Below are 24,188 nucleotides of genomic sequence, written 5' to 3'. Positions count from 1 at the left end.
CAACGAACATAGGCCGAACGGCAAGCGATGATTGCGAGAACGCAATACAAGATGGGCCCAGCCGACCTGGAAATGACCCTGGCCATGACGCGCACCGGGACCTTGGCCGCCGCGGGAGAGCGGCTGGGCGTCGACGCCTCGACGGTGTTCCGGGCCTTGCAGCGGATCGAGCGTGGCCTGGGTCGACCGTTGTTCGAGCGAACCCGTTCGGGCTATGTCCCGACGGAACTCGCCCAGGAGCTTGCCGTTCAGGCGGAATCCATTGAAAGTGCGCTCGAGGCGGCGCGCTCCATGGTGGAGTCGGCCCCGTCCCAGATCTCGGGCGTGGTTCGCGTTACAACGACCGACACAGTACTGCATGGTCTGGTCGGGCCAGCGCTGGCTGCCATGCGGGAGGAGCACCCCCTCCTGGCGTTTGAGTTGCACACAGGCAATGAGCTGGCGAGCTTGACGCGGCGCGATGCCGACATCGCGGTTCGCGCGACGAAGCGCCCGCCCGCTCACCTCGTCGGCAAGCAGATCGGGCCGATCCGCGTGGCCCTGTACGCGGCGCGCCGGGCTCGGCTGCGCAGCTTCGAGCTGGCCCGGGCGGCGAGCCTGGACTGGGTGGCGCCCGACGAAGCGCTACCCGAGCATCCTTCGGTCGTCTGGCGCAAGCGCCATTTTCCGAAGCTGGTTCCGCGGTACCAGGTGGGCAGCATCCTGTCGGTGCTGGAACTGGTCGCCTTGGGCCTGGGCATCGGCGTCGTGCCCCTGTTCCTGGCGGAAGGGCGCAAGGATCTGGTGCGTTTGACCGACCCGCTGCCGGAGTGCAAGACAGAACTGTGGCTGCTGACGCACCCGGACGTACGGCATCTGCGTCGGGTGGGTGCGGTTTACGCCCACCTCTCCAAGGTCATACAACTTCCCTGAGGGTTTTTGGGCATGACCGTCTACTGACCCATCCCCCGCGACGACCCCCGCACCACCAACCGCCCCGGCAGCAAGATCTGCCGCGCCGGCAGCTGCCGGCCCTGCAGCCGCTCCAGCAGGCAGCTCGCCGCCACATGCCCCAGGTCGTCGGTCGGCTGCGCTATGGTGCTCAAGCCGGGCCCCACCAGCGGCGCCCACTCCGTGTCGTCGAACCCGACGAAGCCCAGGTCCACCCCGAACTGCCAGCCCAGCTGCGCCACGGCGCTGGCCACGCGCAGCGTGACCACCGCATTGCTGGCGATCACGGCGATGGGCTTGCGGCCGGCACGCTTGCGCCAGTCCTTCAAGGCCTGCGCCAACGCAGCCTCGTCGCCGTCGCCGGCTTCCAGCGTCTGGCCGTTGGCCGCCCTGCCCTGCTCTGCGATGAAGGCACGGAAGGCGGCCTCGCGCTCCACGCGAGAGCTCACGCCCTTGATCGGCTCGGTGACGTACAGCATCTCGCGCCAGCCGTTGCCCAGCAGGTGGCTGGCGGCCTGGCGCACCGCGTCGGCGTTGTCCAGCGAGACGAAGTCGGCCTTCATGCCCGGCGGCCGGCGGTCCACCAGCACGGCGGGCTTGCCGTGGCGCGCCACCTCGCTGGCAGCCGACGGATCGGCGCCCAGCGTGTTGAGGATGAAGCCCTCCACCTGGTAGGAGGCCAGCGCCTCGATGCCTTCACGCTCCCTCTGGCTCTGGTTGCCCAGGTTGAACAGCATCACCAGGTAGCCGGCTTCCTGGCAGGCCTTCTCGGCCCCGCGCAGCACCGCCACCGAGAACGGATTGGTGATGTCGGCCACCACCAGCCCGATGAGCCGCGAGCGCCCGCGCTTGAGCGCCTGCGCCATCGGGCTGGGGCTGTAGCCCAGCGCGGCGATGGCGGCTTCCACCTTGGCGGCGATCTCGGGCGACAGCAGCTTCTCGCGGTGGTTGAGGAAGCGAGAGACGGTGGCCTTGGACACGCCGGCCACACGCGCGACGTCGGCAATCGTGCTGCGGCCTTCGGCTTCGGCGGGGCCGGCTTCCAGGACCTCGGGAGGGTTCATCCGGCGGATTGTATGAAACCAGTTTCATGGTTTCCACCGGAATTTTCAGGCGTCATTCATCCGGCGGAACTGCCGGCTGCAAGGCCTCGGACACATCGGCCAGCACCTCCTGCGCCCAGCCATGCTCGCCGCGGCTGGCCAGGTCGCCCAGGGTGACGATGCCCACCAGCTGCTGCGCGCGGTCCACCACCGGCAGCCGGCGGATCCGGGCCTGCTGCATGCGGGCGGCCACGGCGGCCACCTCGTCGTCCTCGAAGCACCAGACCACCTCGGGGCTCATCACCTGGTCGATGGCCGTGTCCTCGGGCGCCAGGCCCGGCGACACCACGCGCAGCACGATGTCGCGGTCGGTCAGCATGCCCTGCAGCCGGCGGCCGTCGCACACCGGCACCGCGCCCACGTCCAGCTCGTGCATCAGCCGCGCGGCATCGCGCACGCTGTCGGCAGGGGCCAGCGTGCGTGCGCCCCGGGTCATCACCTCACGGATCAGCGTCGCCATCGTGCTGCCGGCCGGGCAAGGGCCATGCCCGCGGCATGCTGCCGACGCAGGCCACATCGGGCACAGTGGGCACTGCATGACCGCCCCTTCCCACCCCCACCCCACTGCCGCGCCGCCGGCGCCCCGCATCGACACCGCGCTGGCCTGGTTCTTCGTGCTGGTATGGGGCTCGGGCTACCTGGCCAGCAAAACGGGGCTGCAGTACGCGTCGCCCTTCACCTTCCTCACGCTGCGCTTCTGCCTGGCAGCGCTGTGCCTGCTGCCCTGGGTGCTGATGACGCGCCCGCGCTGGCCGGCCACGCGGGCCGAGTGGCTGCACATCGGCGTGGCCGGGCTGCTGATGCATGCGGTGAACCTGGGCGGCAGCCACCATGCGCAGGTGCTGGGCCTGTCGGCCGGCATCACCGCACTGCTGCTGGCCACGCAGCCGCTGGCCACCGCGCTGGTGGCGCACCGCTTCCTCGGCCAGCGGCTGCAACCGCGGCAATGGGCGGGCGTGGCGGCGGGGCTGCTGGGCGTGGCGCTGGTGGTGTGGCACAAGGTGGATGTGCAGGCGGTCAACGGCGCGGCGCTGGCCGCGGTGGGCATCTCGCTGGTGGCCATCACCGCGGGCACGCTGTACCAGCGCCGCTATTGCCCCACGGCCGACCTGCGCAGCGCGGCGCTCATCCAGCTGCTGCTGTCGGCGCTGGTGCTGGCGCCGCTGGCCTGGGGCGTGGAAGGGCTGCGCATCCAGTGGAGCTGGCCGTTGGCAGGCTCGCTGGCCTTCCTGGTGCTGTTCGCCTCCATCCTGGCCACCAACACCCTGCACTGGCTGATGCGCCGCGGCCATGCCACCCGCGTGACCAGCCTGCTGTTCCTCACGCCCATCGTGGCGGTGGTGCTGGAGTGGGCGATGTACGGCGTGGTGCCCACCGCGCTGAGCGCGCTGGGCATCGTGGTGACGACGGCCGGCGTGGCGCTGGTATCGGCACCCTCGCGCGGCTAGGCCCGCGGTGGCTGCTTCTTCATCACGCTGATGCCGCCGTTGGACTCGAGGAAGGCGCAGGCCATGTCCTGCTTGTCGCAATCGGCCTCGCGCAAGGCGCGCTCCATGTCGGAATCGGCCACGCGGTGGCGCCGCATCACGGCTTCGAAGAACTGGCCGTCGCGCCCGATGAGCACGGGCTCGCCTTCCACCAGCCGCTCCACGCGCCGGCTGCGCGTGGTGGCCAGCGCCACCAGGCCGTTGAGCAGGATGAGCGTGCCGGCCGACAGCAGGCCGCCGGGCAGCGACTCGTCGCCGCCGGTCAGGGCATTGCTCACCGATTCACTCAGCAGCAGCATCACCAGCAGGTCGAACGGCGTGAACTGGCCCACCGTGCGCTTGCCCGACAGGCGCACCATCACCAGCAGCGCCGCATACACCAGCACCGCACGCAGCACCAGTTCCCACCCGTTTTGCTCCAAGCTGAACATTCGGCTGGCCGCAAGTTGATACAGGCCCGGCTCGGCAACCTGCATACCCGGACACAAGCGCTCAATAGGCCAGGCGGGCGAAGTAGGTGCGCTGGGCCGCCTCGCGCGCCTGGTGCAGGGTGTGGATGCCCATGGCCTGCAGCAGCGGCAGCAGCCGCAGGAACACCTCGGCGGTGAGCAGCGCATCGCCCAGCGCGCTGTGGCGGCCGGCCACCGGCAGGCCGAAGCGGGCGGCGATCGCCTCCAGCGCATGCGAGGGCTGGTGCGGATGCACCACCGCCGACAGCAGCAGCGTGTCCAGCACCGGCTGGTCGAACACGCAGCCGGTGGCGGCCTGCTGCAGCTGCAGGAATCGCATGTCGAAGGCGGCGTTGTGGGCCACCAGCACCGTGTCCTGCGCGAAGCGGTGGAAGGCCGGCAGCACCTGCCCGATGGCCGGCTGGCCGCGCACCCGCTCGGGCGTGATGCCGTGGATGGCGATGCCGGCCTCGGGGATGGGCCGCTGCGGATCGACCAGCTGCTCGAAGCTCTCCGCCCGGCGCAGCTTGGCGCCGGTGATGCGGGTGGCGCCGATCTGCAGGATGGCATCGCCCTGCGAGGGCTGGAGGCCGGTGGTCTCGGTATCGAACACGGTGTAGGCAAGCTCGGCCAGCGGCCGGTGTTCCAGCGCCTGGTGCTGCGGGCTGTGCTGGAAGAGGTCGAAGTCGTAGAACTCCGGCCGGCCGCCGACCACCAGCGGCAGCGCCTCGGCCAGCGGCGTGGGCGGCGGCGCCGACAGCGGCAGCAGCAGCCGGAAGAAGGCCTGGTGGCGCACCCGCTCGCGCTCGAACCAGAACTCGGCGCCGTGGCGGTCCAGCACCTCGCGCAGGCTCAGCGGGCTGGTGTCGCCGCCGATGCGCATGGGGTCCAGCTCCCAGCTCATGACCGTCTCGGTGCTCAGGGCCTGGCCGCCCCACAGCAGGTCGAGCTGGGCATGGCCGGTGTCGGCGCGCTGCAGGCGCAGCTGCACCATGCGCACCTGGAATTCGTCGGCCAGACGACCGGCCAGGTAGTGCAGCGCGGTGAGCAGGGCATAGCTGTCCACCTGCAGCCACAGCGTCTCGTCCACAGCCTGCAAGCCCACGTGCAGGCCCAGACGGTCTGCCAGCCGGCGCTGGGCGGCAGCCACCAGGTCGGCGCCGCGCATCTCCTCCATCGGCCAGCGGGTCCGCACGCCTTCCTGCGCGCGGGCGGCCAGCTCGGTGATGCGGCGGCCCAGCGTGCCCACCTCCTCGTGGATCACCGCCACGAAGCGCTGCCGCAGGCCCTCGTCCAGGCCGCCGTCGTCCAGCATCTCGGCGGCCACGCGCAGGTTGGCCAACGGGCCGCGCTGGCCCTCGGTCAGCTGGTGCAGCAGGCGGTCGCGCAGAGCGCCCTGCTCGAACTCGTCGGTCACGTCGTCCACCATCAGCACGAAGCCGGCGATGGTCTGCAGCCCCTCGCCGCCCTGCGGCCCGGCATCCCGCACCGGCGCCACCTGCACGCGCAGCAGGCGGCCGGTGGCGGCCACGGTGACGAACTGCGCGGAGGCGGCGGCATCGCCCCGCAGCAGCCGGGCGCGGATGGTGTCCAGCGCATGGGCCAGCAGCGGCTGCTCCAGCACCGCATGGATGGACCGGCCCAGCCCCAGCAGCTCGGCGCCGCCGGCCAGCGCCGGCGTGCCGGACAGGCCGCGGAACAGCAGCCGCGCGCGCTGGTTGTACAGCAGCACCCGGCCGTCCAGGTTGCACACCACCACGCTTTGGGTCAGCTCGGACATCAGCGCGGCCAGGCGGTTGCGTTCCAGCTCCATGTCCAGGCTGGCCAGGCGCACCTGCTCGGCCACGTCCTGCCGCAGCGCCTCGCGCTGGCGCACCAGCTCGTCGATGGCCGTGGCCAGCGCGCGCAGCGCCGGCCCGCCCTCGCCGTCGATGGGCTGCAGCGACGCACTCGCCCGGGCCGGCGCCTGCACGCGGATGCGGGCCTGCTCGGCCAGGCGCTGCAGCGCGTCGGCCCACGGCAGCAGCCAGCGCTGCACGCCGGCCGCCACTGCCGCCGCTGCCAACAGCACGGCGCCGCCCAGCAAGGGCAGCCGCGGGCCCAGCACCGGCGCCACCGCGGCGCGCTCGGCGGCCGACAGCGTGGCCCAGAGCAGGCCGCCTGTCGACAGCAGCCAGGCCAGCAGCGCCAGCCCGGCGCCGGCCACACCAGCCCACAGCGCCTGGCGCGGCTTCATGGCGCAGGGCCGAGCAGCGCCCTCACCCGCTGCACCAGCTCGCGGGTGGAAAAAGGCTTGGTCATGTAGCCGTCGGCGCCCAGGGCCAGGCCCTTGGCCACGTCGGTGTCGCGGCCCTTGGCGGTGAGCAGCAGGATGCGCGGCCGGCCGCCGTGGCCTTCGGCGCGCAGCGCCTGGCAGACCTCGAAACCGCTCCTGCGCGGCATCATCACGTCCAGCAGCAGCAGGTCGGGGCAATCGGCGGCCACCGCGTCCAGCGCCTCCTGGCCGTCGCGCGCCAGGCGCACGTCGAAGCCTTCGCGCTTCATCAGGTAGTCCAGGGTGATGAGGATGTTGGGCTCGTCATCGGCGATCAGGATCTTGTGGCGCATGGCGTGTCTCCGGCGGCGGCGGGGCCTGCGCCCCGCGCTGCCAAGGTAGCGTGAAGCGGAAGCACGCGCCTTGACCTGTGTCGGGCTCCAGCCAGATGCGCCCGCCGTGATGCGCCACGATCTCGCGGCAGATGGGCAGGCCCAGGCCGGTGCCCTGCACACGCGGGTCCCCGCCGCCGGCGCTGCCCTGGCGGAACTTCTCGAACACCAGCTCCCGCTCCGCGGCGGGCACGCCGGGGCCGTCGTCGGCCACGCTGAAGGTGGCGCCCCGGGCATCGGCCTGCAGCGCCAGCCGCACCTGGCCGCGGCCGGCGGGCGCGAACTTGGCGGCATTCGACAGCAGGTTCACCAGCACCTGCATCAGCCGGTCGGGGTCGGCGACGAGCGGCGGCAGCGGGTCGGGCGGCAGCGCCAGCGACAGCCGCACGCCGCGTTCGCGCAGCGGCTCGGCCACCGCGTCGGCCGAGCGCTGCGCCAGCGCCCTGAGATCCACGTCTTCCTCCAGCCACCGGGCATGGCCGCTCTCGATCTTGGCCAGGTCCAGCACCTGGTTGACCAGCCGCGACAGCCGCTGCGCCTCGTCCACCACGATGCCCAAGAACTGCTGGCGCTGCGCCTCGGGCATGCCGGGTTCGTCGCGCATCAGCTCGGCCAGGCCGCGGATGGCGGTCAGCGGGGTGCGCAGCTCATGCGTCACCGACGACATGAAATCGTCCTTCAGTCGGTCCAGGCTCTGCAGCTGCTGGTTGGCCGCGCGCAGCCGCGTGGCCTCCTCCACGATGCGCAGGACGTCGTCGGCGGCCAGTGCCTCCTCCTGCACCGCGCGCGCCACCACCACCCGCGCCGATGCACTGCCGATGGCGCCGGCCAGCTCGGTCTGCACCAGGTGCACCAGGCCGGCATCGGGCACCAGCGCGGCCAGGTCGGCCACGCCCTGCCCGGCCGCATGCCGCATGAACAGCGCACGCGCCCGGGCCTCGCCAAGAAAGCGGCCGGCCAGCGCCAGCAGGTCGTGCACCCGGGCCTGGCCGCGCCAGAACAGCGGCGCCTGCGGACCGGCCGGCGCGCCGGTGCGGCTGAACACGTCGACGAACAGCACCGCCTGCGCCAGCTCCTGCGCCGCGGGCCGCCGCGCCAGCGACACGCCGACGAACAGCGCCGCATTGGCCAGCAGGCTCCAGAACAGCGAATGCGTGAGGTTGTCCAGCCCGGCCAGGCCGAACAGCTGCTCCGGCCGCAGCAGCGCCAGGCCGGCCGGGCCGTGCTGCACGAAGCCATCGGCCAGCCAGCCCGAGCGCGCCAGCGAAGGCAGCATCAGCGTGTACAGCCACAGGCCGAAGCCCGCCGCCAGCCCGGCCAGCGCGCCGCCGCGGGTGGCGCCGCGCCAGTACATGCCGCCCAGCAGCGCCGGCGCGCACTGCGCCACTGCGGCAAAGCTGATGAGACCGATGCTCACCAGCGGCTGGGCCTCGCCGGCCAGCCGCATGTACAGCCAGCCCAGCAGCAGCAGTGCCACGATGGCCGCGCGGCGGATGGCCAGCAGCCACCCGCTCAAGTCGGCCGCATGCGCCCAGCGGCGGCTGCGCAGCAGCAGCAGCGGCAGCACCAGGTCGTTGCACACCATGGTGCTGACGGCGGTGGCCTCCACGATCACCATGCCAGTGGCGGCCGACAGACCGCCCACGAAGGCCAGCAGCGCCAGCGCCGGCTGCCCGGCGGCCAGCGGCAGGCTCAGCACGAAGCCGTCGGGCGAGGCCTGCGGCTGTCCCGCCCCGGCGAAGTGCATCAGCCCGCCCAGCGCGATGGGCAGCACGAACAGGTTGATGAGCAGCAGGTAGGCCGGAAAGGCCCAGGCCGCGCGGCGCAGGTGCCGCTCGTCCACGTTCTCCAGCACCATCACCTGGAACTGCCGCGGCAGGAACAGCACCGACAGCGCCGACAGCACCGTGAGCGCCAGCCACTGCCCGTAGGCCAGCGGCTGGCTCGGCCCCAGCGTGAGCAGCCGCGCCAGCGCGGGCTGCTGCAGCGCCCGCGCGAACAGGTCGGCCGGCCCGCCGAACAGGCCCCAGGTGACGAACACGCCCACCGCCACGAAGGCCAGCAGCTTGACCAGCGACTCCACCGCGATGGCCAGCACCATGCCCTCGTGGCGCTCGGCGCTGCCCGGCTGGCGGGTGCCGAACACCATGGTGAAGCCGGCCAGCGCCAGCGCCACCGCCAGCGTGCCGTCGCGCCACCAGGGCGACAGCGGCGCAGCCGCCGTGCCGCCCGGCTGCGTCAGCAGCGCATGGCCGGTGGCCACCGCCTTCAGCTGCAGCGCGATGTAAGGCACGATGCCCACCAGGGTGACCAGCGTCACCAGCCCGGCCAGCAGCGGGCTGTGGCCATAGCGGCTGGCGATGAAGTCGGCGATGGAGCTGATGCGGTAGCTGCGCGCGATGCGGATCATCTTGCGCAGCACCAGCCAGGCCAGCACCATGGCCAGCATGGGGCCGAGGTACACAGGCAGGAAGGCCATGCCGGCCGAGGCCGCCCGGCCCACGCTGCCGTAGTAGGTCCATGCGGTGCAGTACACCGCCAGCGACAGCGTGTACACGCCGGCATGGCCCACCACCGAGCGGCCCTGCCGCGCCCGCGCGTCGCCCCAGGCCGCCACCAGGCACAGCAGCAGCAGGTAGGCGGCCGAGGCCGCCAGCACCAGTGCCGGCGCCAGCATGGTGGTTCAGTCCCGTTCCATCAGCCAGGCCAGCAGCGCGATGAGCAGCGCCCACAGGCCGAACAGCATGGCCGGGAACAGCGGCAGGCCCAGCACCAGCACCGGGTGGTCCCACAGCGCCAGCAGCGGATAGTTGAACAGCAGCAGCGCCGCCACGGCCAGGGCCGGCAGGCGCTGGCTGCGCAGGTCGGCCGGCGGGCGGGGCGGGCTGTCGAGGGGATCGGCGGACATGGGGCGGGCGGCGCGCGATGCACCGTGCAGGCCACTGTGGTGCGCGCCGCTTACACCAGCCTGAAGCAGGCGGCCTTGTTATCGTGGAGCATGCCCACGCCCACCCATCCATCCGACGACGATCCGGCCGCCGCCGAGCTGCAGGCCGACGGCCTGCGCCTGCGGCCGCTGCGGCCCGAGCATGCGGAGGCGATGTACCCGGTGCTGGCCGACCCGGCGATCTACACCCACCTGGACTACGGCCCGCCGCCCTCGCTGGGCTACCTGCGCGAAGTGTTCACGCAGCTGGCGCAAGGCGGGTCCGCCGATGGCACCGAGGTGTGGCTGAACTGGGTGGTGTGGGTAACCGGCCCACAAGGCGGGGAGGAAGCGGCCGGCTACGTGCAGGCCACGGTGATCGCGCCGGGCACCTGCTGGGTGGCCTATGTGTTCGGCAGCCGCTTTCACGGCCGCGGCATCGCGCGGCGCGCCACGGCGGCCATGGTGGAGCACCTGCATGCGCACTGCGGCATCACGCTGCTGCTGGCATCGGCCGAGGCGGCGCATGGCCGCTCCATCCACCTGATGCAGCAGCTGGGCATGCGCCCGGCCACGCCGGAGGAGGCCGCGCCGCTAGGGCTGCGGCCTTCGGAGGTCCTGTACCTGCGGGTGCTGCCGCCGGTGTGAGCCGCCGGATGACCGGCCGCACAAAAGCAAAGGGCCACCGTGGGGTGGCCCTTCTCGCTACCGGGCGTGCCAGCGTCATGCTGGAACGACGGGGTCTTGGCGCCGGTCACGGGTTCCGGGATTCCGCCCAATGGTGCGGTCGGTTGTTCGCCTCGTTCAGCTGTGCATTGTGCTGACCTGGCGCCGGCCTGATCGCAGGAACAGGCCGGTTGCCGACGTGCTGTTTGATGCCGCCGCCGCGTAGGACGGCACCTACAGGCCTTCGCGCGCACGTCCGGTGGCGGAACGAAAAACCACGCGCGAGCATCTCACCCATCGATCTTTGGTCGGAATCAGGAGTCACCCATGACACAGCACGCAGAGATCGTCGGCGAAGTCTTCTACCGTGAAGGCGACGGCGCACAGATCGCCATCCGCCCCGGCCCCATCGAGGTGGAATTCACCGAGCGGGACGCCACCCTCAGCTGGGAAGAAGGCGAGGCCCGCGGCCTCACCGCCATGCCGTTGACCGACTACAAGCGCTACGTCGCCGAAGGCGCGATACGCACCCAGGAAGCGCCGGCCGCATGACGCACGGCGGGTAAGCTCCGGCCCGTCCCGGCCGGCGCCTGCCCGCAGGCATGGCAGGCCGCAGCGTGCGGCCGCCTGGCCGGTGGCCATCCCACCTTCCAGGAGTGTTTGCCATGCGTCTCGCCCTTGCCGCCCTCCCCTTGCTGGCGGCCGCCCTCGCGGCACCGGCCGCCGCCCTTGCCGCCGATGCGGTGAAGGTGGGCTTCATCAGCACGCTGTCCGGGCCCGGTGCCGCGCTGGGCATCGACATCCGCGACGGCTTCAACCTGGCGCTCAAGCACACCGGCAACCAGCTCGGAGGCCGGCCCGCCGAAGTGATCGTCGCCGACGACCAGCAAAGCCCCGACGTCGCGCGCCAGCTGGCCGACCGCATGCTCAAGCGCGACAAGGTCGACTTCATGACCGGCATCGTGTTCTCCAACGTGATGCTGGCGGTGGGCCCGCCCACCTTCGCGGCGAAAACCTTCTACCTCAGCGCCAATGCCGGCCCGTCGCAGTACGCGGGCGAGCAGTGCAACCCGTACTTCTTCAGCGTCAGCTACCAGAACGACAACCAGCACGAGGCGGTGGGCAAGACGGTGCAGGACAAGGGCTTCAAGAAAGTGGCCCTGCTGGCGCCCAACTACCCGGCGGGCAAGGATGCGCTCACCGGCTTCAAGCGCTTCTACAAGGGCGAGGTGGTGCAGGAGATCTACACCCGGCTGGGCCAGCTGGACTATGCGGCCGAGCTGGCCCAGGTGCGTGCGGCCAAGCCCGAGGCGATGTACATCTTCCTGCCGGGCGGCATGGGCATCAACTTCGTCAAGCAGTACGTGGCCTCGGGCATGTCCAAGGACGCCACCCTGTTCGGCCCCGGCTTCTCGGCCGACGAGGACGTGATCGGCGCCGTGGGCGAGCCGATGCTGGGCATGTTCAACACCTCGCAGTGGGCGCACGACCTGGACAACGCGGCCAACAAGCGCTTCGTGGCCGACTTCCAGAAGGCCTACGGCCGGCTGCCCACGCTGTACGCGTCGCAAGGCTATGACGCCGCGATGCTGATGGACGCGGCGGTGCGCGACGCCAAGGGCAAGCTCGACGACAAGCAGGCACTGCGGCAGGCACTGAAGGCGGCCCGGTTCAGCTCGGTGCGCGGCGGCTTCCGCTTCGGCGCCAACCAGTACCCGGTGCAGGACTACCACCTGCGGGTGGTCACCAAGGACGGCCAGGGCCGCATCACCAACCGCACGCTGGGCACCGTGTTCAAGAACCACGTGGACGCCTACGCCAGCGCCTGCAGGATGTCGTGAGCGCGACGCTGCTGGCGGAGCAGGCCCTCAATGGCCTGCAGTTCGGGTTGATGCTGTTCCTGCTGGCCGCCGGGCTGACGCTGGTGTTCGGCATCATGGACATGATCAACCTGGCCCATGGCTCGCTGTACATGGTGGGCGCGTACCTCACCGCCGCGGCCACGCAGGCCAGCGGCTCCTTCCTGCTGGGGCTTGTAGCCGGCATCGCGGGCACGGCCCTGTTCGGCGTGGCGCTGGAGCTGGCGGTGCTGCGGCGCCTCTACCAACGCGACCACCTCTCCCAGGTGCTGGGCACCTTCGCCATCCTGCTGATGTGCAACGAGGCGGTGCGCATGCTGTGGGGGCCGCAGCCGCTGATGCTGAACCTGCCCGCGGCGGTGGCCGGGCCGGTCGAGCTGTGGCCGGGCTTCAGCTACCCGGCCTTCCGGCTGGTGATCATCGCCGCCGGCCTGCTGGTGGCGCTGGGGCTGTACCTGGTGATCACGCGCACGCGCATCGGCATGCAGGTGCGCGCCGGTGCCAGCCACCGTGAGATGGCGATGGCCATGGGCGCCGACGTCAAGCGGCTGTTCACGCTGGTGTTCGCGGCCGGTGCCGCGCTGTGCGCCCTGGCCGGCGGCCTGCTGGGCCCGCTGCTGGCGGTGCAGGTGGGCATGGGCGAAAGCATCCTGATCCTGGCCTTCGTGGTGGTGGTGATCGGCGGCATCGGCTCGGTGCGCGGCGCCCTGGTGGGCGCGCTGCTGGTGGGCATGGTGGACACCGTGGGCCGCAGCTTCGTGCCCTGGGCGCTGGCCGGACTGCTCGGCCCCGCGGCCGCGTCCGGCGCCGGGCCGGCGCTGGCATCCATCCTGATCTACCTGCTGATGGCGGCCGTGCTGTTCTGGAAGCCGCAGGGGCTGTTTCCGGCGCGGGGGTAGCGGGGGCTGGGGGGCGGCGGGTCGGGGTGCCAGATCATCTTGCGGCTGCCCAGCCTGGATACCGCCAACCCGGCCTCGTCGTCGGGCAGGCTGAACAGCAGCGTGCCATCGGGCGCCAGTACGTGGCTGCCGCCCAGGCCCCTGCCGTCCGGTGTGTTCAGCGCATGGGGCCAGTTGCACTGCACCAGGTGCGCCGCGCTGTGGCGGGCCAGTGCCTGGGCCAGCGGCAGGTAAGCCGTCTCGGGTGGCTGCGGCCGCGGGGTAACGATGCTGGGCCAGAGCAGCAGGTCCAGCATGCCCGGCGGGTACTGCTGCTGCGGCGCCATCAGCCGACCGCTTCACTTTTTGCGTCTGGACAGACCCGCCACCGGCGGTGCTGTGCATAGTGGGCCGATGCCAGCCGATGCCGACTCCCTCCCCGCCGCCACCGCCCGCGTGCTTGCGCTGCAGGCATGGCTGCAGGCCAGTGAAGGCGGGCCGGTGCAGCTGGTGGAAACGCACATCTCCTGGGTGCTGCTCACCGCCACGCAGGCCTTCAAGCTGAAGAAGCCGCTGCAGCTGTCCTTCGTCGATTGCGCCACGCTGGCGCGGCGGCGCTTCTGCGCCGAAGAGGAGCTGCGCCTGAACGGCCGCCTGGCGCCGGAGATCTACCTCGGCCTGCTGGAGGTGCACGCCACCCCTGCCGGCCCGGTGCTGGGTGACGCCCCGGGCCCGGTGGTGGACGTGGCGGTGCAGATGCGCCGCTTCGACGACGCGGCGCTGTGGAGCACCCGCGTGGCCGCCGGCACCCTGCTTCCTGCGCATGTGGATGCGCTGGCGGCGCGGCTGGTGGCCTTTCATGCCGAGGCCGCAGCGGCACCGGCGGACGGACCCTGGGGCACGCCGCAGGCGCTGAACGAGGTGATGGGCCGGCTGGTTGCGGGCCTGGACGCCGCCGAGCAGGCCGCCACCGTGAGCCACTGGCCGCCGCTGCGCGCCTGGCTGCGGCAGCAGCTGGCTGCACTGGCACCGCAGTTCGAGGCTCGCCTGCAGGCCGGCCGCGTGCGGGAGGGCCATGGCGACCTGCACCTGGCCAACCTGCTGGCCTTCGATCGCCCCACGCCCGCCGCCACCGCCTTCGACGGCATCGACTTCGACCCCGCGCTGCGCTGGGTGGACGTGATGCACGACATCGCCTTCGTGGTGATGGACCTGCTGGCGCATGGCGCACCGGCGCTGGCCTGGCGCTTCCTCGATGCCTGGCTGCAGGCCGGCGGCGATCACGAGGGCCTGCCGCTGCTGCGCTTCCACCTGGTCAGCCGCGCGCTGGTGCGGGCCCAGGTGGCGGTGCTGCAGGTTGCGCAGGGCCGGGCCGGCCCCGCAGGCTGCGACATGGCCGGCTACCTGGGCCTGGCGCACCGCCTGGCCTTCGGTGAGGACGCCCGGCTGGCGCTGATGCACGGCCTGCCGGCCAGCGGCAAGAGCCAGCTGGCCGAAGCCCTGCTGCAGGCCGCCGGCGCGGTGCGCCTGCGCTCCGACGTCGAGCGCAAGCGGCTGCACGGCCTGGGTCCGCTGGCCGACTCGCGCCGCGCCGGCCTGGACCTCTACGGGCCCGACGCGCACCGCCGCACCTATGCGCGGCTGCACACGCTGGCCGAAACCGCGCTGCGCGCCGGCTGGCCGGTCATCGTCGATGCGGCCTTCCTGCGCCGGGACGAACGCCTGGGCTTCATCGCGCTGGCCCGCTCGCTGGGCATGCCGGTGGCGCTGATCGACTGCCAGGCGCCGATGCCGGTGCTGCGCCGGCGCATCGCCCACCGCCTGGCCAGCGGCGGCGATCCTTCCGAGGCCGATGAAGCGGTGCTAGCAAAGCTGGCCACGCTGGCCGAGCCGCTGGCGCCCGACGAACAGGCGCTGTGCCTGCCGGTGGACACCACGCAGCCGCCCTGCCCTGCCGACCTGGCCGCACGCTGGCAAGCCCTGCGCTGAGGCCGACGCGGCACGCCCCGCCGCTGCTTGCGCCAGATCAAGCAGCCGCCCGCAGCCGCGCCGAACAATGCCCGCAACACCGCCGCACCAGGAGCCTTCCATGACCTACCGCAGCATGCTCGTGTTGCTCGACCAGGACCCGCTGTGCGCGGCCCGCATCGACGTGGCCATCCGCCTGGCGCGCAGCTTCGAGGCCCACCTGGTGGGCCTGGCGCCCACCGGCCTGATCGACGTGCCGGTGATGCCCGAGATCGGCGGCAACTTCGCCGAACTCACCGAGCTGGCCTGGACCGAGATGCGCAGCCGCGCGCACGCCGCCGCCGCCGGCATGCGCGAGGCCTGCGCCGCCGCCGGCCTGCCTTCCTTCGAGACGGTGGTGGACGAGAACGACGCCGCCGCCTCGCTGGTGCGCCATGCGCATTGCAGCGACCTGGCCATCGTCAGCCAGGCCGACCCGCGGGTCCGCGGCCATGCGGCGGTGCAGGCCATCGTCGAGCAGGCGGTGCTCTACAGCGCGCGGCCCACGCTGGTGCTGCCCTATGCCGGGCACTTCGATCCGGTGGGCCAGCGGGTGCTGGTGGCCTGGGACGACAGCCGCGAAGCCACCCGCGCTCTCACCGACGCGCTGCCGCTGCTGCGCCGCGCGCGCACGGTGGAGGTGGTGTGGTGGAACGAAGGCGGCATGGCCGACGACACGCCCGCGGCGCAGCACCGGTTGAAGTCACTGCAGCAGTGGCTGGCCTGGCAGGGCGTGATGGCCGACGTGGCGGTGGAGACCACCGACATTCCCATCGGCGAGGCGATGCTCTCCCGCGCGGCCGACCGCGGCAGCGACCTCATCGTGATGGGCGCCTACGGCCATGCACGCTGGGCCGAGAGCATGCTGGGCGGCGCCACGCGCAGCCTGCTGCTGACGATGACGGTGCCGGTGCTGATGTCCCATTGACCCCGGAGGGGACCGATGACCTCGGCCCTGCAGTACCGCCGCGGGAACGTCTTCTTCTTCAGGTAGGCAGCGCGCGCACCAGCAGCACCGGCACCGGTGCCAGCCGCAGCACCTGCTCGGCATCGCTGCCCAGCAGCAGCCGGCCCACGCCGCGCCGGCCATGGGTGCCCAGCACGATGAGATCGGCCGGCCACTGCCGGGCTTCGGTGACCACCGCGTCGCACACGCGGGTGGCGAAGCGGTCGCACAGCACCGTATCCACCGGCACGCCGGCGGCCTGCACCCGGGCCGCGGACTCGCGCAGCACCGCTTCGCCGGCCTCGCGCATCAGCGGCACCACGTCGGCCATGAAGGCGGTGCCGGTCTCGAAGCCGCTGGCGAAGGTGAGCTCGTCCACCACATGCAGCAGCCGCAGGCGCCCCCGGGTCAGGCGCGCCAGCGCCACCGCTTCGTCCAGGCCGCGCAAGCCGGTGGGGCTGCCGTCGACCGGCACCAGGATGTGTTGATAGGAGATGGCTTTCACCTGCAGCAGCCGAGGGCGGGCGGCCAGTGTGGATTGCGCGCCGGCGCCAGCCCTTGATGCCGGTCAAGCGCGGCACGGCAGCCGGCGTGCAGCCGCGGCGGCACGGCCTACAGTGCAGGCACATCCATCCACCACCCGGAGCACACATGACCAACGTTTCCCAGGAACACGCGATGCAGGACCGCATCACCGAAGGGCTGCGCCATGCGGTGGACGAGGCGGATGCGCTGATCAAGGGCGGCCTGAAGCAGGGCGATGCCGAGGCACAGGCCTTGCGCGACCGCCTGGCCGCGCGCCTGGCCCGCAGCCGCGAGCAGCTGCAGGAGCTGGAGGAGGTGGCGATGTACCGCGCCCGCCGCGCCGCCCGGCTGGTGGACGAGCAGGTGCACAGCCATCCGTATGCGGCCGTGGGCGTGGCCGCCGCGGTGGGCGTGATCGCCGGGCTGCTGGTCGCGCTGTCCCGCCGCCGCTGAGTGCCTCACGGACCGGGCCGGCATGCGGGCGCGCCGGCTCAAGTCGGGCTCGGGCGGGCCGATGACAGGCCTTCCTGAGCTCGAACGCGGCGCTCGCGCACCGCGTCCCGAACCGTGCCCGCCGTACCCCCGCCCCTGCCCCTTTCCGCGCCGCTGCGTGCCCACCGCGCGGCGCCGGCCCGCATCATCGGCGGAGGCCGCGGTTGAAGCCGCTGGTGGAGGCGCTGGAGCGCCGCCTGGCACTGGAGCGCGCCGCCCGCAAGCAGGCGCAGGCCGAGCTGGCCGAGGCCCGTGCCCGGCTGGACCGGGTGGTGGCCGAGCAGGAGGAAACCATCCGCGCGCGCACCGGGGAGCTGCGCCAGGCGCGTGACGAGGCCCTGGCCGCCAGCAGCGCCAAGAGCGCCTTCCTGGCCAACATGAGCCATGAGATCCGCACCCCGCTGACCTCCATCATCGGCTTTGCCGAGCTGCTGATGCAGCCGGTGGCCAACCCGGTGGACCGCGAGGAGGCGCTGCGCACCATCATCCGCAATGGCCGGCACCTGCTGGACGTGATCAACGACATCCTCGACCTGGCCAAGATCGAGACGCAGCAGGTGGACCTGGAGCAGATCGACCTGCCGCTGCCGCTGCTGCTGCGCGACATCAATGCGCTGGTGTCGGGCCGGGCGGCCGAGCGCTCGCTGGCCTTCCAGGTGCAGCCCTTCCTGCCGCTGCCGCCGGTGCTGCGCACCGACCCCGTGCGGCTGAAGCAGATCCTGCTGAACTTCATCAGCAATGCCATCAAGTTCACGCCGCGTGGCAGCGTGACGCTGGAGCTGCACTACGACGCCGAGGAGCCCGCCATGCGCTTTGCGGTGGTGGACACCGGCATCGGCATGTCCGAGGCGCAGCAGGCGAGGCTGTTCCAGCCCTTCTCGCAGGCCGACCTGACCACCACCCGCAAGTTCGGCGGCACCGGCCTGGGCCTGTACATCTCGCACCAGCTGTCGGGCCTGCTGGGCGGGCGCATCAGCGTGCAGAGCCAGCCGCAGGCGGGCAGCCGCTTCGAGCTGGTGATGCCGCTGGCCGCGCCGGTGCCGCGCGCCGAGCTGCTGACGATGGAAGGCGACCTGCTGTACTGGGGCCGCGGTGATTTCGAGATCACCTCCATCGCCGTGCCCGAGCTGGCCGGCCGCGTGCTGCTGGCCGAGGACGGTGCGGACAACCAGCGCCTGCTCAGCGCCTTCCTGCGCCAGGCCGGCCTGGCGGTGACGGTGGCCGCCAACGGCAAGGACGCGGTGACGCTGGCGCTGCGCCAGGACTTCGACCTGATCCTGATGGACATGCAGATGCCGGTGATGGACGGCGAGACCGCCACCCGCCAGCTGCGCGCCAGCCGCTGCAAGACCCGCATCGTGGCACTGACGGCCAACGTGATGAAGGCCGACGTGCAGCGCTACCACGAGGCCGGCTGCAACGACGTGCTGGCCAAGCCCGTGGACCGCGAGCGCTTCTACCAGGTGATCGGCGAGCACCTGGGCGTGGCCTACGAGGACGATGCCCAGGAAGCCGCCTTCCAGGCCGAGATGGCCGAGCTGCACCAGGCCTTCCGCGCCGGCCTGCCGGCGCAGATCCAGGGCATGCGCGATGCGCTGCGTGCGAGCGACTGGCAGGCCCTGGGCCGGCTGGTGCACGTGCTGCGCGGCACCGCCGGCTCCTTCGGCCATGCGCACCTGACCGAGCGCGCCACCGAGGTGGAGCTGGCGCTGCGCGCCGGCCATCCGGTGCGTGCGGCGGTGCTGTGCGAAGGCCTGCTGCTGGAAGCCGCGGCGGTGCTGCGGCGGGTGCCGGCCTGAAGCGCCGGCGGCTTCAGCCCGGCAGGGCGAAGCGCTGTTCGGGCAGGTCGCGCAGCCAGGCCAGCGCCTGGGGCGCGGGCATCGGGCGGGCCACGAACCAGCCCTGCACCTCGGTGCAGCCGGCCTCGCGCACCTGCGCCAGCTCCTCGGCGGTTTCCACGCCTTCGGCCACCACGTGCATGCCCAGCGAGGCCCCCAGCATCGCGCAGGCCTTGACGATGCCCTGCTTGCTGCGGTCGGCCTCCAGGCCGTGGATGAAGGCGCGCTCGATCTTCAGCTCCGAGAACGGGATGCGCGAGAGCTGGAAGAAGCTGGAATAGGCGGTGCCGAAGTCGTCGATGGCCAGGTTGAAGCCCAGCATGCGGATGCGGCCGGTGTTCTCGATGACCGAGGCCAGGTCGGCCATGGCGTCGGTCTCGGTGATCTCGATGGTGATCCAGCTGGGGTCCAGCTGCACATGGTCCACCGCCGCGGCCAGCTCCTGGCAGAAGGCCAGGTTGGACAGCGACTGCATCGACACGTTGATGGACGCGCTGACGGCCATGCCCTCGCCCAGGCAGGTGGCCACGAAGTCCACCGTGCGCCGGGCCATGTGCAGCGTGGCCTGGTCCAGCAGGTGGTGGCGCTGCAGCGCGGCCACCAGGCGGTCCGGCATCACCAGGCCGCCGTCGGCATCGTGGGCGCGCATCAGCGCCTCGAAGCCGATGATCTCGCCGGTGGCCAGGCGCAGCTTGGGCTGCATCCAGGGTTGCAGCACGTCGCGGTCCAGCACGGCCAGCAGCTCGTCGCGGCACAGCTCGGGCAGCGGCGCGGTGTCGGCCGCCATCGGCTCGGGCGCGGGCCGGCGGTAGGCCAGCACCTGCCGGGTGATCTCCTCGGCGGTGGTGGGCAGCTCGGCCATGCCGGCCAGCGCCAGGCCGCAGGCGGCGGCCAGGTTGATGGCGGCGCGGATCACCGCGCGCTGCTGCCGGCTGACGACGAACAGCGCCGGCGCATCCGTCCGGCGGGCCAGCAGCCGCATCAGCTGGAAGCCGTCGCCGTCGACGAAGCGCAGGCCGGTGACCAGCACCTGCGGCAGCGGCTGGCCGCCGGCCAGCAGCCGCTTGATGCCACGCAGGTCGTGCACCACGGCGGCCACCTCGGCGCCGCCTTCACGCAGGGCCTGGGCCAGGCCGGCGGCGATCTCCGGCTCGTTCACAGCCACCCACACGCGCACCGCGGCGCCGGCCACGCGGTCAGAGCACATGGCAGAGCTGCCGCACGTCCTGGAAGGAGATGGGCTTGATCAGCAGCTCGTTGAAGCCGGCGGACAGGATGCGCTGCTTGTCCTCCGGCATGCTGTGGGCGGTGTAGGCCACCACCGGCAGCGCGGTGAGCTTCAGTTCCTCGCGGATGCGGCGGCACACCTGCTCGCCGCTCATCTGCGGCATGCGCAGGTCCAGCAGCACCAGGTCGTAGTGGCGCTCGGCCAGCCGGGCCAGCGCGGTGCCGCCGGCGTCCACCACCTCGGCCTGCCAGCCCAGGCGCCGCAGAAACATCGCCACCAGCTGGCTGTTGAGCTGGTTGTCGTCGACCACCAGGGCCAGCGGAGCGGACTTCTCGGGCTCAGGCATGGAGCGCATCCTCGGGAACGGAAGGGGGTGCGGAAGGCAGGGCGGGCGGCAGCGCCAGGGGCAGCCGCACGGTGGCGGTGGTGCCCTGGCCGGGGCTGGAGGCCAGCGCAAGCTGCCCGCCCAGCAGCGCAGTGAGTTCATGCGCCAGCGGCAGGCCGAGGCCGGCGCCCTGGCCGGCATGGTCGAAGCTGGCCATGGCGGTCTCGAAGCGGTTGAACAGGCGCGGCAGCCGCTCGGCCGCGATGCCGATGCCGGTGTCGCCGATCTCGATCAGCAATGCCGGCTCACCCCGCAGGCCGGCATCGGCGCGGGCGATGAGCGACACCTCGCCTTCGGCGGTGAACTTCAGCGCATTGCCCACGAGTTGGTCCAGCACCTGGCGCAGCCGCGCCGCATCGGTGCGCAGCACCGCGGGCGTTCCGGGCTGCAGCGCCATCCACAGCCGCAGGCCGCGGGCCTGGGCGTCGGGCGCATGGCGGGCGTGCACGCCGCGCATCAGTTCCTCCACCGTCACCGCCGCGGGCTGCAGCGTCATGCGGCCGGTCTCGATCTTCACCAGGTCCAGGATGGTGTTGACCAGCCCGTGCAGCTGGCTGGCGCTGGCATGGATGACGCCGCCGTGCTGGCGCGACTCGGCGTCCTGGCTGGTGTCCCGGATGGTCTCGGCAAAGCCGAGGATGCCGTTGAGCGGCGTGCGCAGCTCATGCGAGACGGTGGCCAGGAAGCGCGTCTTCAGCTGGCTGCCGGCCTGGGCCTCCAGGCGGCTGGCTTCCAGCTGCGCCATCAGCAGGCCCTGCCGACGGGCATGGCGCACCAGCGCCGCCACGAACCCGAGCACGATCAACGTGGCCAGCGCCCCGGCGGCCATCGCATTGCGGCGCAGCTCGGCATAGGCTGCCATCACGTCGTTGCTGCCCATGCCGGTGAAGACGATGAGCCCGTGCGGATCCAGCCGGCGGAAGGCCCAGTGGCGCTCGATGCCGTCGATGGGGCTGCGGGCCACCAGCGTGCCTTCGCGCCGGGCCATGGCGGCGCGGAACAGCGGGCTGCCTTCGATGCTGCGCAGGTCAGGGGCTTCGTCCGGGCTGGCGCTGGCCCGCACCACGCCGTCCTGGCCCACCAGCGCGATGGCGCCGTGCAGGCCCAGGTCCACGTCGGCATAAAAGCGGGTGAGGTACTCGGGCGACAGCGACAGCACCACCACGCCGCCGAAGCGGCCGTCGGCCAGCGTGATGCGGCGCGTGAGCTGGATGGACCAGCGCTGCGACACGCGACCCAGCACCGGCTTGCTGACGAAGAGCTCGTCGCGCGTGCGCTGGGTGTGCACCCGGAAATGCTCGCGGTCGCGCAGGTCCACCCGCTGGAAGGGCTGGGTGGAATGGCTGACGTAGCCATCGGGGCCGATGACCGACACCAGGTGGTATTCGGGCCCGACGATGCCCTTGAGCCCCAGGTAGCTGCTGAGGTCGAGCGCGGCGCCCTTGTCCAGGTATTCGTGGCGGGTGAAGCGCACCGCCTGGTCGGCGCCGTCGAGCGTCTTGGCCGTGTGCTCGGCGAAGGCGCGGCTCAGGTTGGTGAGGTTGCGCTGGGTGTAGGCGCGCACCGTGGCCTGTTCCTCGTCCAGCTCGTAGGTGATGCCCAGCCACAGCGTGCTGAGCACGAACACGGCCAGGCCGATGGCCACCGCCGACTGGCGCAGGGCGGCCAGCCAGGGCCTGCAGCGCGCGGACAGGCGCCGCGGCGGTGGAGAGGACGGGCCGGCCGGCGGCGCGGGCGACGCTGCGGTGGCTCCAGGGTGGTCGGGGGACGGCATCGGCGGCCTGGGGGGCCGGAGGCCGGCCTGCATCCCGGCGGAAGGCGGGACGATGGCTGTTTATCGGCGCCCGGCGGCCGCCACTTGAGGCAGGGCGGGCGCCCCGGCCGCTTCAGCGCGCCGGGCTGCCGTCGCCCAGTTGGGCGGCGATGGCCAGCAGCTGCTGCGGCGTCGGCCGGTCCCAGTCGTCGCCGATGGCACCCACCGCATAGAAGCGCACCATCTCGGCCACCACCAGCGCATGCTGCCAGCCGCTGGTCTGCAGCCGCTTGCGGATGGACGGGTGCACCTGGCGCGCCTCCATGTCTTCCAGCAGCGCCTGCGAGAGACGAGCCTGCTCCTCGGCCGACAGGCTGGCGATGTCGCGCACGATCTGCTCGCGGCGGTGGCGGATCCAGGCTTCGGTCCAGCGGGCCTCGCGGCGCGCCTGGGCGGCGCGGTCTTCCTCGGTGCGGGCCGGTGCGGCGCCATCGGCCGCGCCGGCGGCAGGGGCGTCGTGCCGCTCGGCAGCGGCCTTGGCGGCGCGGGTGGTGGCCTCGCCCGACAGCAGCGCCTTCAGGTAGCGGAAGGGATCGCGCAGCGGCTCGGGGAAGGCGGTTTCCAGCCGCTTGCGCAGCGCCTCCAGCCCGGTGGTGAAGGCCTGCATGCCGTAGGCCTCGATCAGCTCCTCGGCCCGGTTGTCGTCGATGCCCAGGGCGCGCGCCTGGCTCACCGCCGCCAGGTCCACCGGCTCGGGCGGCTGGCGCGGCGGCAGCGCCTCGCGCGCCTTGGGGCGGATCAGGAACTGCAGCTCCGAGACGAAGCGGCCGGCCTTGTGCTCCACCAGCTCCACGTCGATGTCGGTGATGGCGCACACCTCGGCGATGGCGGGCTTGAGCGTGTCGCGCTTGAAGATGCGGTATTCGAGCTTGGCGGTCTTCTCGTTCTCCGGACGGCCGCTGAGCACCGGGCGCCACCAGGCCCAGGCCTGGCGCGAGGTGCGGCCGATGTCCTTGTAGCGCGAGCAGATCTCGTACAGCGCAATGCCGGCATGCGAGCGCAGCTGCGAGATGATTTCCAGCGACAGCCGCGCGAACACGGTGGGCTGCAGCAGTTCCTGCTTCAGGTTGACCGCGTACGACCACTCCACCCACACCTGCCCGCGGATCTTGCTGAGCCGCGCATGCGCCAGCAGGCCGCTGACGTTCCAGGTGGTGCCCTCCCCCGTGGTGGGCGACTGCCACTCCACGGTGGTGGACACCATCGCGCGCAGGTGCTTCTTGATCAGCTCCTGGTCGTTGGAGTCGAAATCGACGCCACGGATGATGCGTTCCAGCGGTGCGCTGAACACGTCCTTGTCCAGGCCCTGGGACTGGGCCTCGAACAGCAGCACGTTGTAGCTCTTGCGGCCCAGCGAGGTGATGCGCTGGGACTTGGGCACGATGGCCAGCGTGTTGACCGGCTTGCGCAGCGGCACCGTGATTTCGGCCACCGCAGGCCGCGCACGCAACGATCGCCGAGGCGCGGGCGCCGCCGGATCGGCCGCCGCAGCCACCGGGGCCGGCGCCGGCGAGGTGAGGACAAGCTCGGACGTCATGGCCGCGACTGTAGCGGAGCCCGCGGCTGATGTGAGGCGGCTTCTCACATGAATGTTCGGCACTGCGAATCGAAGAGTTTCCCGAAAATCCTCACCTCAGCAGGGTTCCGTGGGCGCCTGCGCTTCCCGAAAATGCTCACCTCAGGCCGGCTGGCGGACTTGCTGCGGAGGGTTTTCGGGGGCGACAACGGCTTTTGCAAGCCACCGAAAGGCCGTGAAACGCCTGTGGAACGTGGTTGAGCTGGCCTCCCGAGCCCGCTCCGCGGCTTCCCGAAAATTCTCCGCCGCCCTCCTGTTGGCCCTCCATGAACTTCCTGCAAAGCCTCCGCCGGCTACCGAATCCACTCACCTGATGTTATGTAAGTCATTGATTTGATTGGGAAATCTGGCCCGTAAAGGTATTAAAGGGCTTGAAGGTGTTGAACTCAATAAACCCATGGCGTTGTGGAAGCCTGGCGGCCCTCATACAGTCT

23 protein-coding genes are annotated in these 24,188 nt (G+C 71.8%); 10 read left to right on the top strand and 13 right to left on the bottom strand.

Annotated features, from left to right (window positions below):
• Positions 1–27: 27 nt before the first annotated feature.
• A complete protein-coding gene (locus tag VO99_RS28150; protein WP_046116265.1) occupies positions 28–912 on the top strand; it encodes a LysR family transcriptional regulator in 885 nt (294 codons plus the stop codon).
• A 20-nt stretch (positions 913–932) separates the two neighbouring features.
• Here the strand turns inward: VO99_RS28150 and VO99_RS28145 are convergent, their stop codons facing one another.
• Together VO99_RS28145 and VO99_RS28140 are read right to left on the bottom strand one after the other, a co-directional pair.
• On the bottom strand, positions 933–1,994 hold the full coding sequence (locus tag VO99_RS28145; protein ID WP_046116264.1) for a LacI family DNA-binding transcriptional regulator: 1,062 nt from the start codon (positions 1,992–1,994) through the stop codon (positions 933–935).
• A gap of 52 nt (positions 1,995–2,046) precedes the next feature.
• Positions 2,047–2,493: a CBS domain-containing protein gene (locus VO99_RS28140; protein ID WP_046116263.1), complete on the bottom strand. Its 447-nt coding sequence runs from the start codon at positions 2,491–2,493 to the stop codon at positions 2,047–2,049.
• Between the two features lie 76 nt (positions 2,494–2,569).
• Here VO99_RS28140 and VO99_RS28135 point away from each other — a divergent pair, with 76 nt between their 5' ends.
• The gene (locus VO99_RS28135) at positions 2,570–3,481 is read left to right on the top strand and encodes a DMT family transporter (protein WP_046116262.1); all 912 of its coding nucleotides are present in this window, start codon (positions 2,570–2,572) and stop codon (positions 3,479–3,481) included.
• On the opposite strand, the gene VO99_RS28130 is transcribed toward VO99_RS28135, so the two are convergent.
• The 5 genes from VO99_RS28130 to VO99_RS28110 form a co-directional block, all read right to left on the bottom strand.
• Positions 3,478–3,951 (bottom strand): DUF421 domain-containing protein, encoded by a 474-nt coding sequence (locus tag VO99_RS28130; RefSeq protein WP_046116261.1) that lies wholly within the window; start codon positions 3,949–3,951, stop codon positions 3,478–3,480. The genes VO99_RS28135 and VO99_RS28130 overlap by 4 nt on opposite strands.
• Positions 3,952–4,012: 61 nt before the next feature.
• Positions 4,013–6,205, bottom strand: a complete 2,193-nt coding sequence (locus tag VO99_RS28125; protein ID WP_046116260.1) for a 3'-5' exonuclease — start codon at positions 6,203–6,205, stop codon at positions 4,013–4,015.
• Positions 6,202–6,576 (bottom strand): response regulator transcription factor, encoded by a 375-nt coding sequence (locus VO99_RS28120; RefSeq protein WP_046116346.1) that lies wholly within the window; start codon positions 6,574–6,576, stop codon positions 6,202–6,204. The genes VO99_RS28125 and VO99_RS28120 overlap by 4 nt, the downstream gene beginning before the upstream one ends.
• On the bottom strand, positions 6,548–9,292 hold the full coding sequence (locus tag VO99_RS28115; protein ID WP_046116259.1) for a sensor histidine kinase: 2,745 nt from the start codon (positions 9,290–9,292) through the stop codon (positions 6,548–6,550). Before VO99_RS28115 ends, VO99_RS28120 begins: the two co-directional genes overlap by 29 nt.
• 6 nt (positions 9,293–9,298) lie before the next feature.
• Positions 9,299–9,523: a hypothetical protein gene (locus VO99_RS28110; protein WP_046116258.1), complete on the bottom strand. Its 225-nt coding sequence runs from the start codon at positions 9,521–9,523 to the stop codon at positions 9,299–9,301.
• Between the two features lie 39 nt (positions 9,524–9,562).
• On the opposite strand from VO99_RS28110, the gene VO99_RS28105 reads away from it, so the two are divergent.
• The 4 genes from VO99_RS28105 (at position 9,563) to VO99_RS28090 (ending at position 12,965) form a co-directional block, all read left to right on the top strand.
• Positions 9,563–10,189: a GNAT family N-acetyltransferase gene (locus VO99_RS28105; protein ID WP_232315622.1), complete on the top strand. Its 627-nt coding sequence runs from the start codon at positions 9,563–9,565 to the stop codon at positions 10,187–10,189.
• A gap of 345 nt (positions 10,190–10,534) precedes the next feature.
• The gene (locus tag VO99_RS28100) at positions 10,535–10,759 is read left to right on the top strand and encodes a hypothetical protein (protein WP_046116257.1); all 225 of its coding nucleotides are present in this window, start codon (positions 10,535–10,537) and stop codon (positions 10,757–10,759) included.
• A gap of 113 nt (positions 10,760–10,872) precedes the next feature.
• On the top strand, positions 10,873–12,048 hold the full coding sequence (locus tag VO99_RS28095) for an ABC transporter substrate-binding protein (RefSeq protein WP_046116256.1): 1,176 nt from the start codon (positions 10,873–10,875) through the stop codon (positions 12,046–12,048).
• On the top strand, positions 12,045–12,965 hold the full coding sequence (locus VO99_RS28090; protein WP_046116255.1) for a branched-chain amino acid ABC transporter permease: 921 nt from the start codon (positions 12,045–12,047) through the stop codon (positions 12,963–12,965). Before VO99_RS28095 ends, VO99_RS28090 begins: the two co-directional genes overlap by 4 nt.
• On the opposite strand, the gene VO99_RS28085 is transcribed toward VO99_RS28090, so the two are convergent.
• The gene (locus tag VO99_RS28085) at positions 12,902–13,291 is read right to left on the bottom strand and encodes a hypothetical protein (RefSeq protein ID WP_046116254.1); all 390 of its coding nucleotides are present in this window, start codon (positions 13,289–13,291) and stop codon (positions 12,902–12,904) included. The two genes, VO99_RS28090 and VO99_RS28085, sit on opposite strands and share 64 nt — an antisense overlap.
• A gap of 67 nt (positions 13,292–13,358) precedes the next feature.
• On the opposite strand from VO99_RS28085, the gene VO99_RS28080 reads away from it, so the two are divergent.
• Together VO99_RS28080 and VO99_RS28075 are read left to right on the top strand one after the other, a co-directional pair.
• Positions 13,359–14,933 carry a bifunctional aminoglycoside phosphotransferase/ATP-binding protein gene (locus tag VO99_RS28080; RefSeq protein WP_046116253.1) on the top strand — a complete coding sequence of 525 codons (1,575 nt, stop codon included), beginning with the start codon at positions 13,359–13,361 and terminating at the stop codon, positions 14,931–14,933.
• A 100-nt stretch (positions 14,934–15,033) separates the two neighbouring features.
• Positions 15,034–15,879 (top strand): universal stress protein, encoded by an 846-nt coding sequence (locus tag VO99_RS28075; protein ID WP_046116252.1) that lies wholly within the window; start codon positions 15,034–15,036, stop codon positions 15,877–15,879.
• Between the two features lie 58 nt (positions 15,880–15,937).
• On the opposite strand, the gene VO99_RS28070 is transcribed toward VO99_RS28075, so the two are convergent.
• Complete coding sequence (locus tag VO99_RS28070; protein WP_310733683.1) at positions 15,938–16,402, bottom strand: universal stress protein; 465 nt, start codon at positions 16,400–16,402, stop codon at positions 15,938–15,940.
• A gap of 146 nt (positions 16,403–16,548) precedes the next feature.
• Here VO99_RS28070 and VO99_RS28065 point away from each other — a divergent pair, with 146 nt between their 5' ends.
• Positions 16,549–16,875: a glycine zipper domain-containing protein gene (locus VO99_RS28065; RefSeq protein ID WP_198157109.1), complete on the top strand. Its 327-nt coding sequence runs from the start codon at positions 16,549–16,551 to the stop codon at positions 16,873–16,875.
• Between the two features lie 203 nt (positions 16,876–17,078).
• Positions 17,079–18,713, top strand: coding sequence for an ATP-binding protein (locus tag VO99_RS28060; protein ID WP_052736700.1), 1,635 nt, complete (start codon positions 17,079–17,081; stop codon positions 18,711–18,713).
• 13 nt (positions 18,714–18,726) lie between these two features.
• Here the strand turns inward: VO99_RS28060 and VO99_RS28055 are convergent, their stop codons facing one another.
• From VO99_RS28055 to VO99_RS29295, 4 genes are all read right to left on the bottom strand, one after another.
• Positions 18,727–19,959 (bottom strand): EAL domain-containing protein, encoded by a 1,233-nt coding sequence (locus VO99_RS28055; RefSeq protein ID WP_046116250.1) that lies wholly within the window; start codon positions 19,957–19,959, stop codon positions 18,727–18,729.
• Positions 19,949–20,326: a response regulator gene (locus VO99_RS28050; protein WP_046116342.1), complete on the bottom strand. Its 378-nt coding sequence runs from the start codon at positions 20,324–20,326 to the stop codon at positions 19,949–19,951. Before VO99_RS28050 ends, VO99_RS28055 begins: the two co-directional genes overlap by 11 nt.
• Positions 20,319–22,139, bottom strand: coding sequence for a sensor histidine kinase (locus tag VO99_RS28045; protein ID WP_198157108.1), 1,821 nt, complete (start codon positions 22,137–22,139; stop codon positions 20,319–20,321). The genes VO99_RS28050 and VO99_RS28045 overlap by 8 nt, the downstream gene beginning before the upstream one ends.
• Before the next feature lie 112 nt (positions 22,140–22,251).
• A complete protein-coding gene (locus VO99_RS29295; RefSeq protein WP_083441020.1) occupies positions 22,252–23,715 on the bottom strand; it encodes a replication initiation protein in 1,464 nt (487 codons plus the stop codon).
• Between the last annotated feature and the right edge of the window lie 473 nt (positions 23,716–24,188).

The organism is Aquincola tertiaricarbonis (genome assembly GCF_000969605.1).
GTDB lineage: Bacteria > Pseudomonadota > Gammaproteobacteria > Burkholderiales > Burkholderiaceae_C > Aquincola > Aquincola tertiaricarbonis.
Note: the sequence above shows the minus strand (reverse complement) of the source record. Positions and strands in the feature narration are given on the sequence as shown.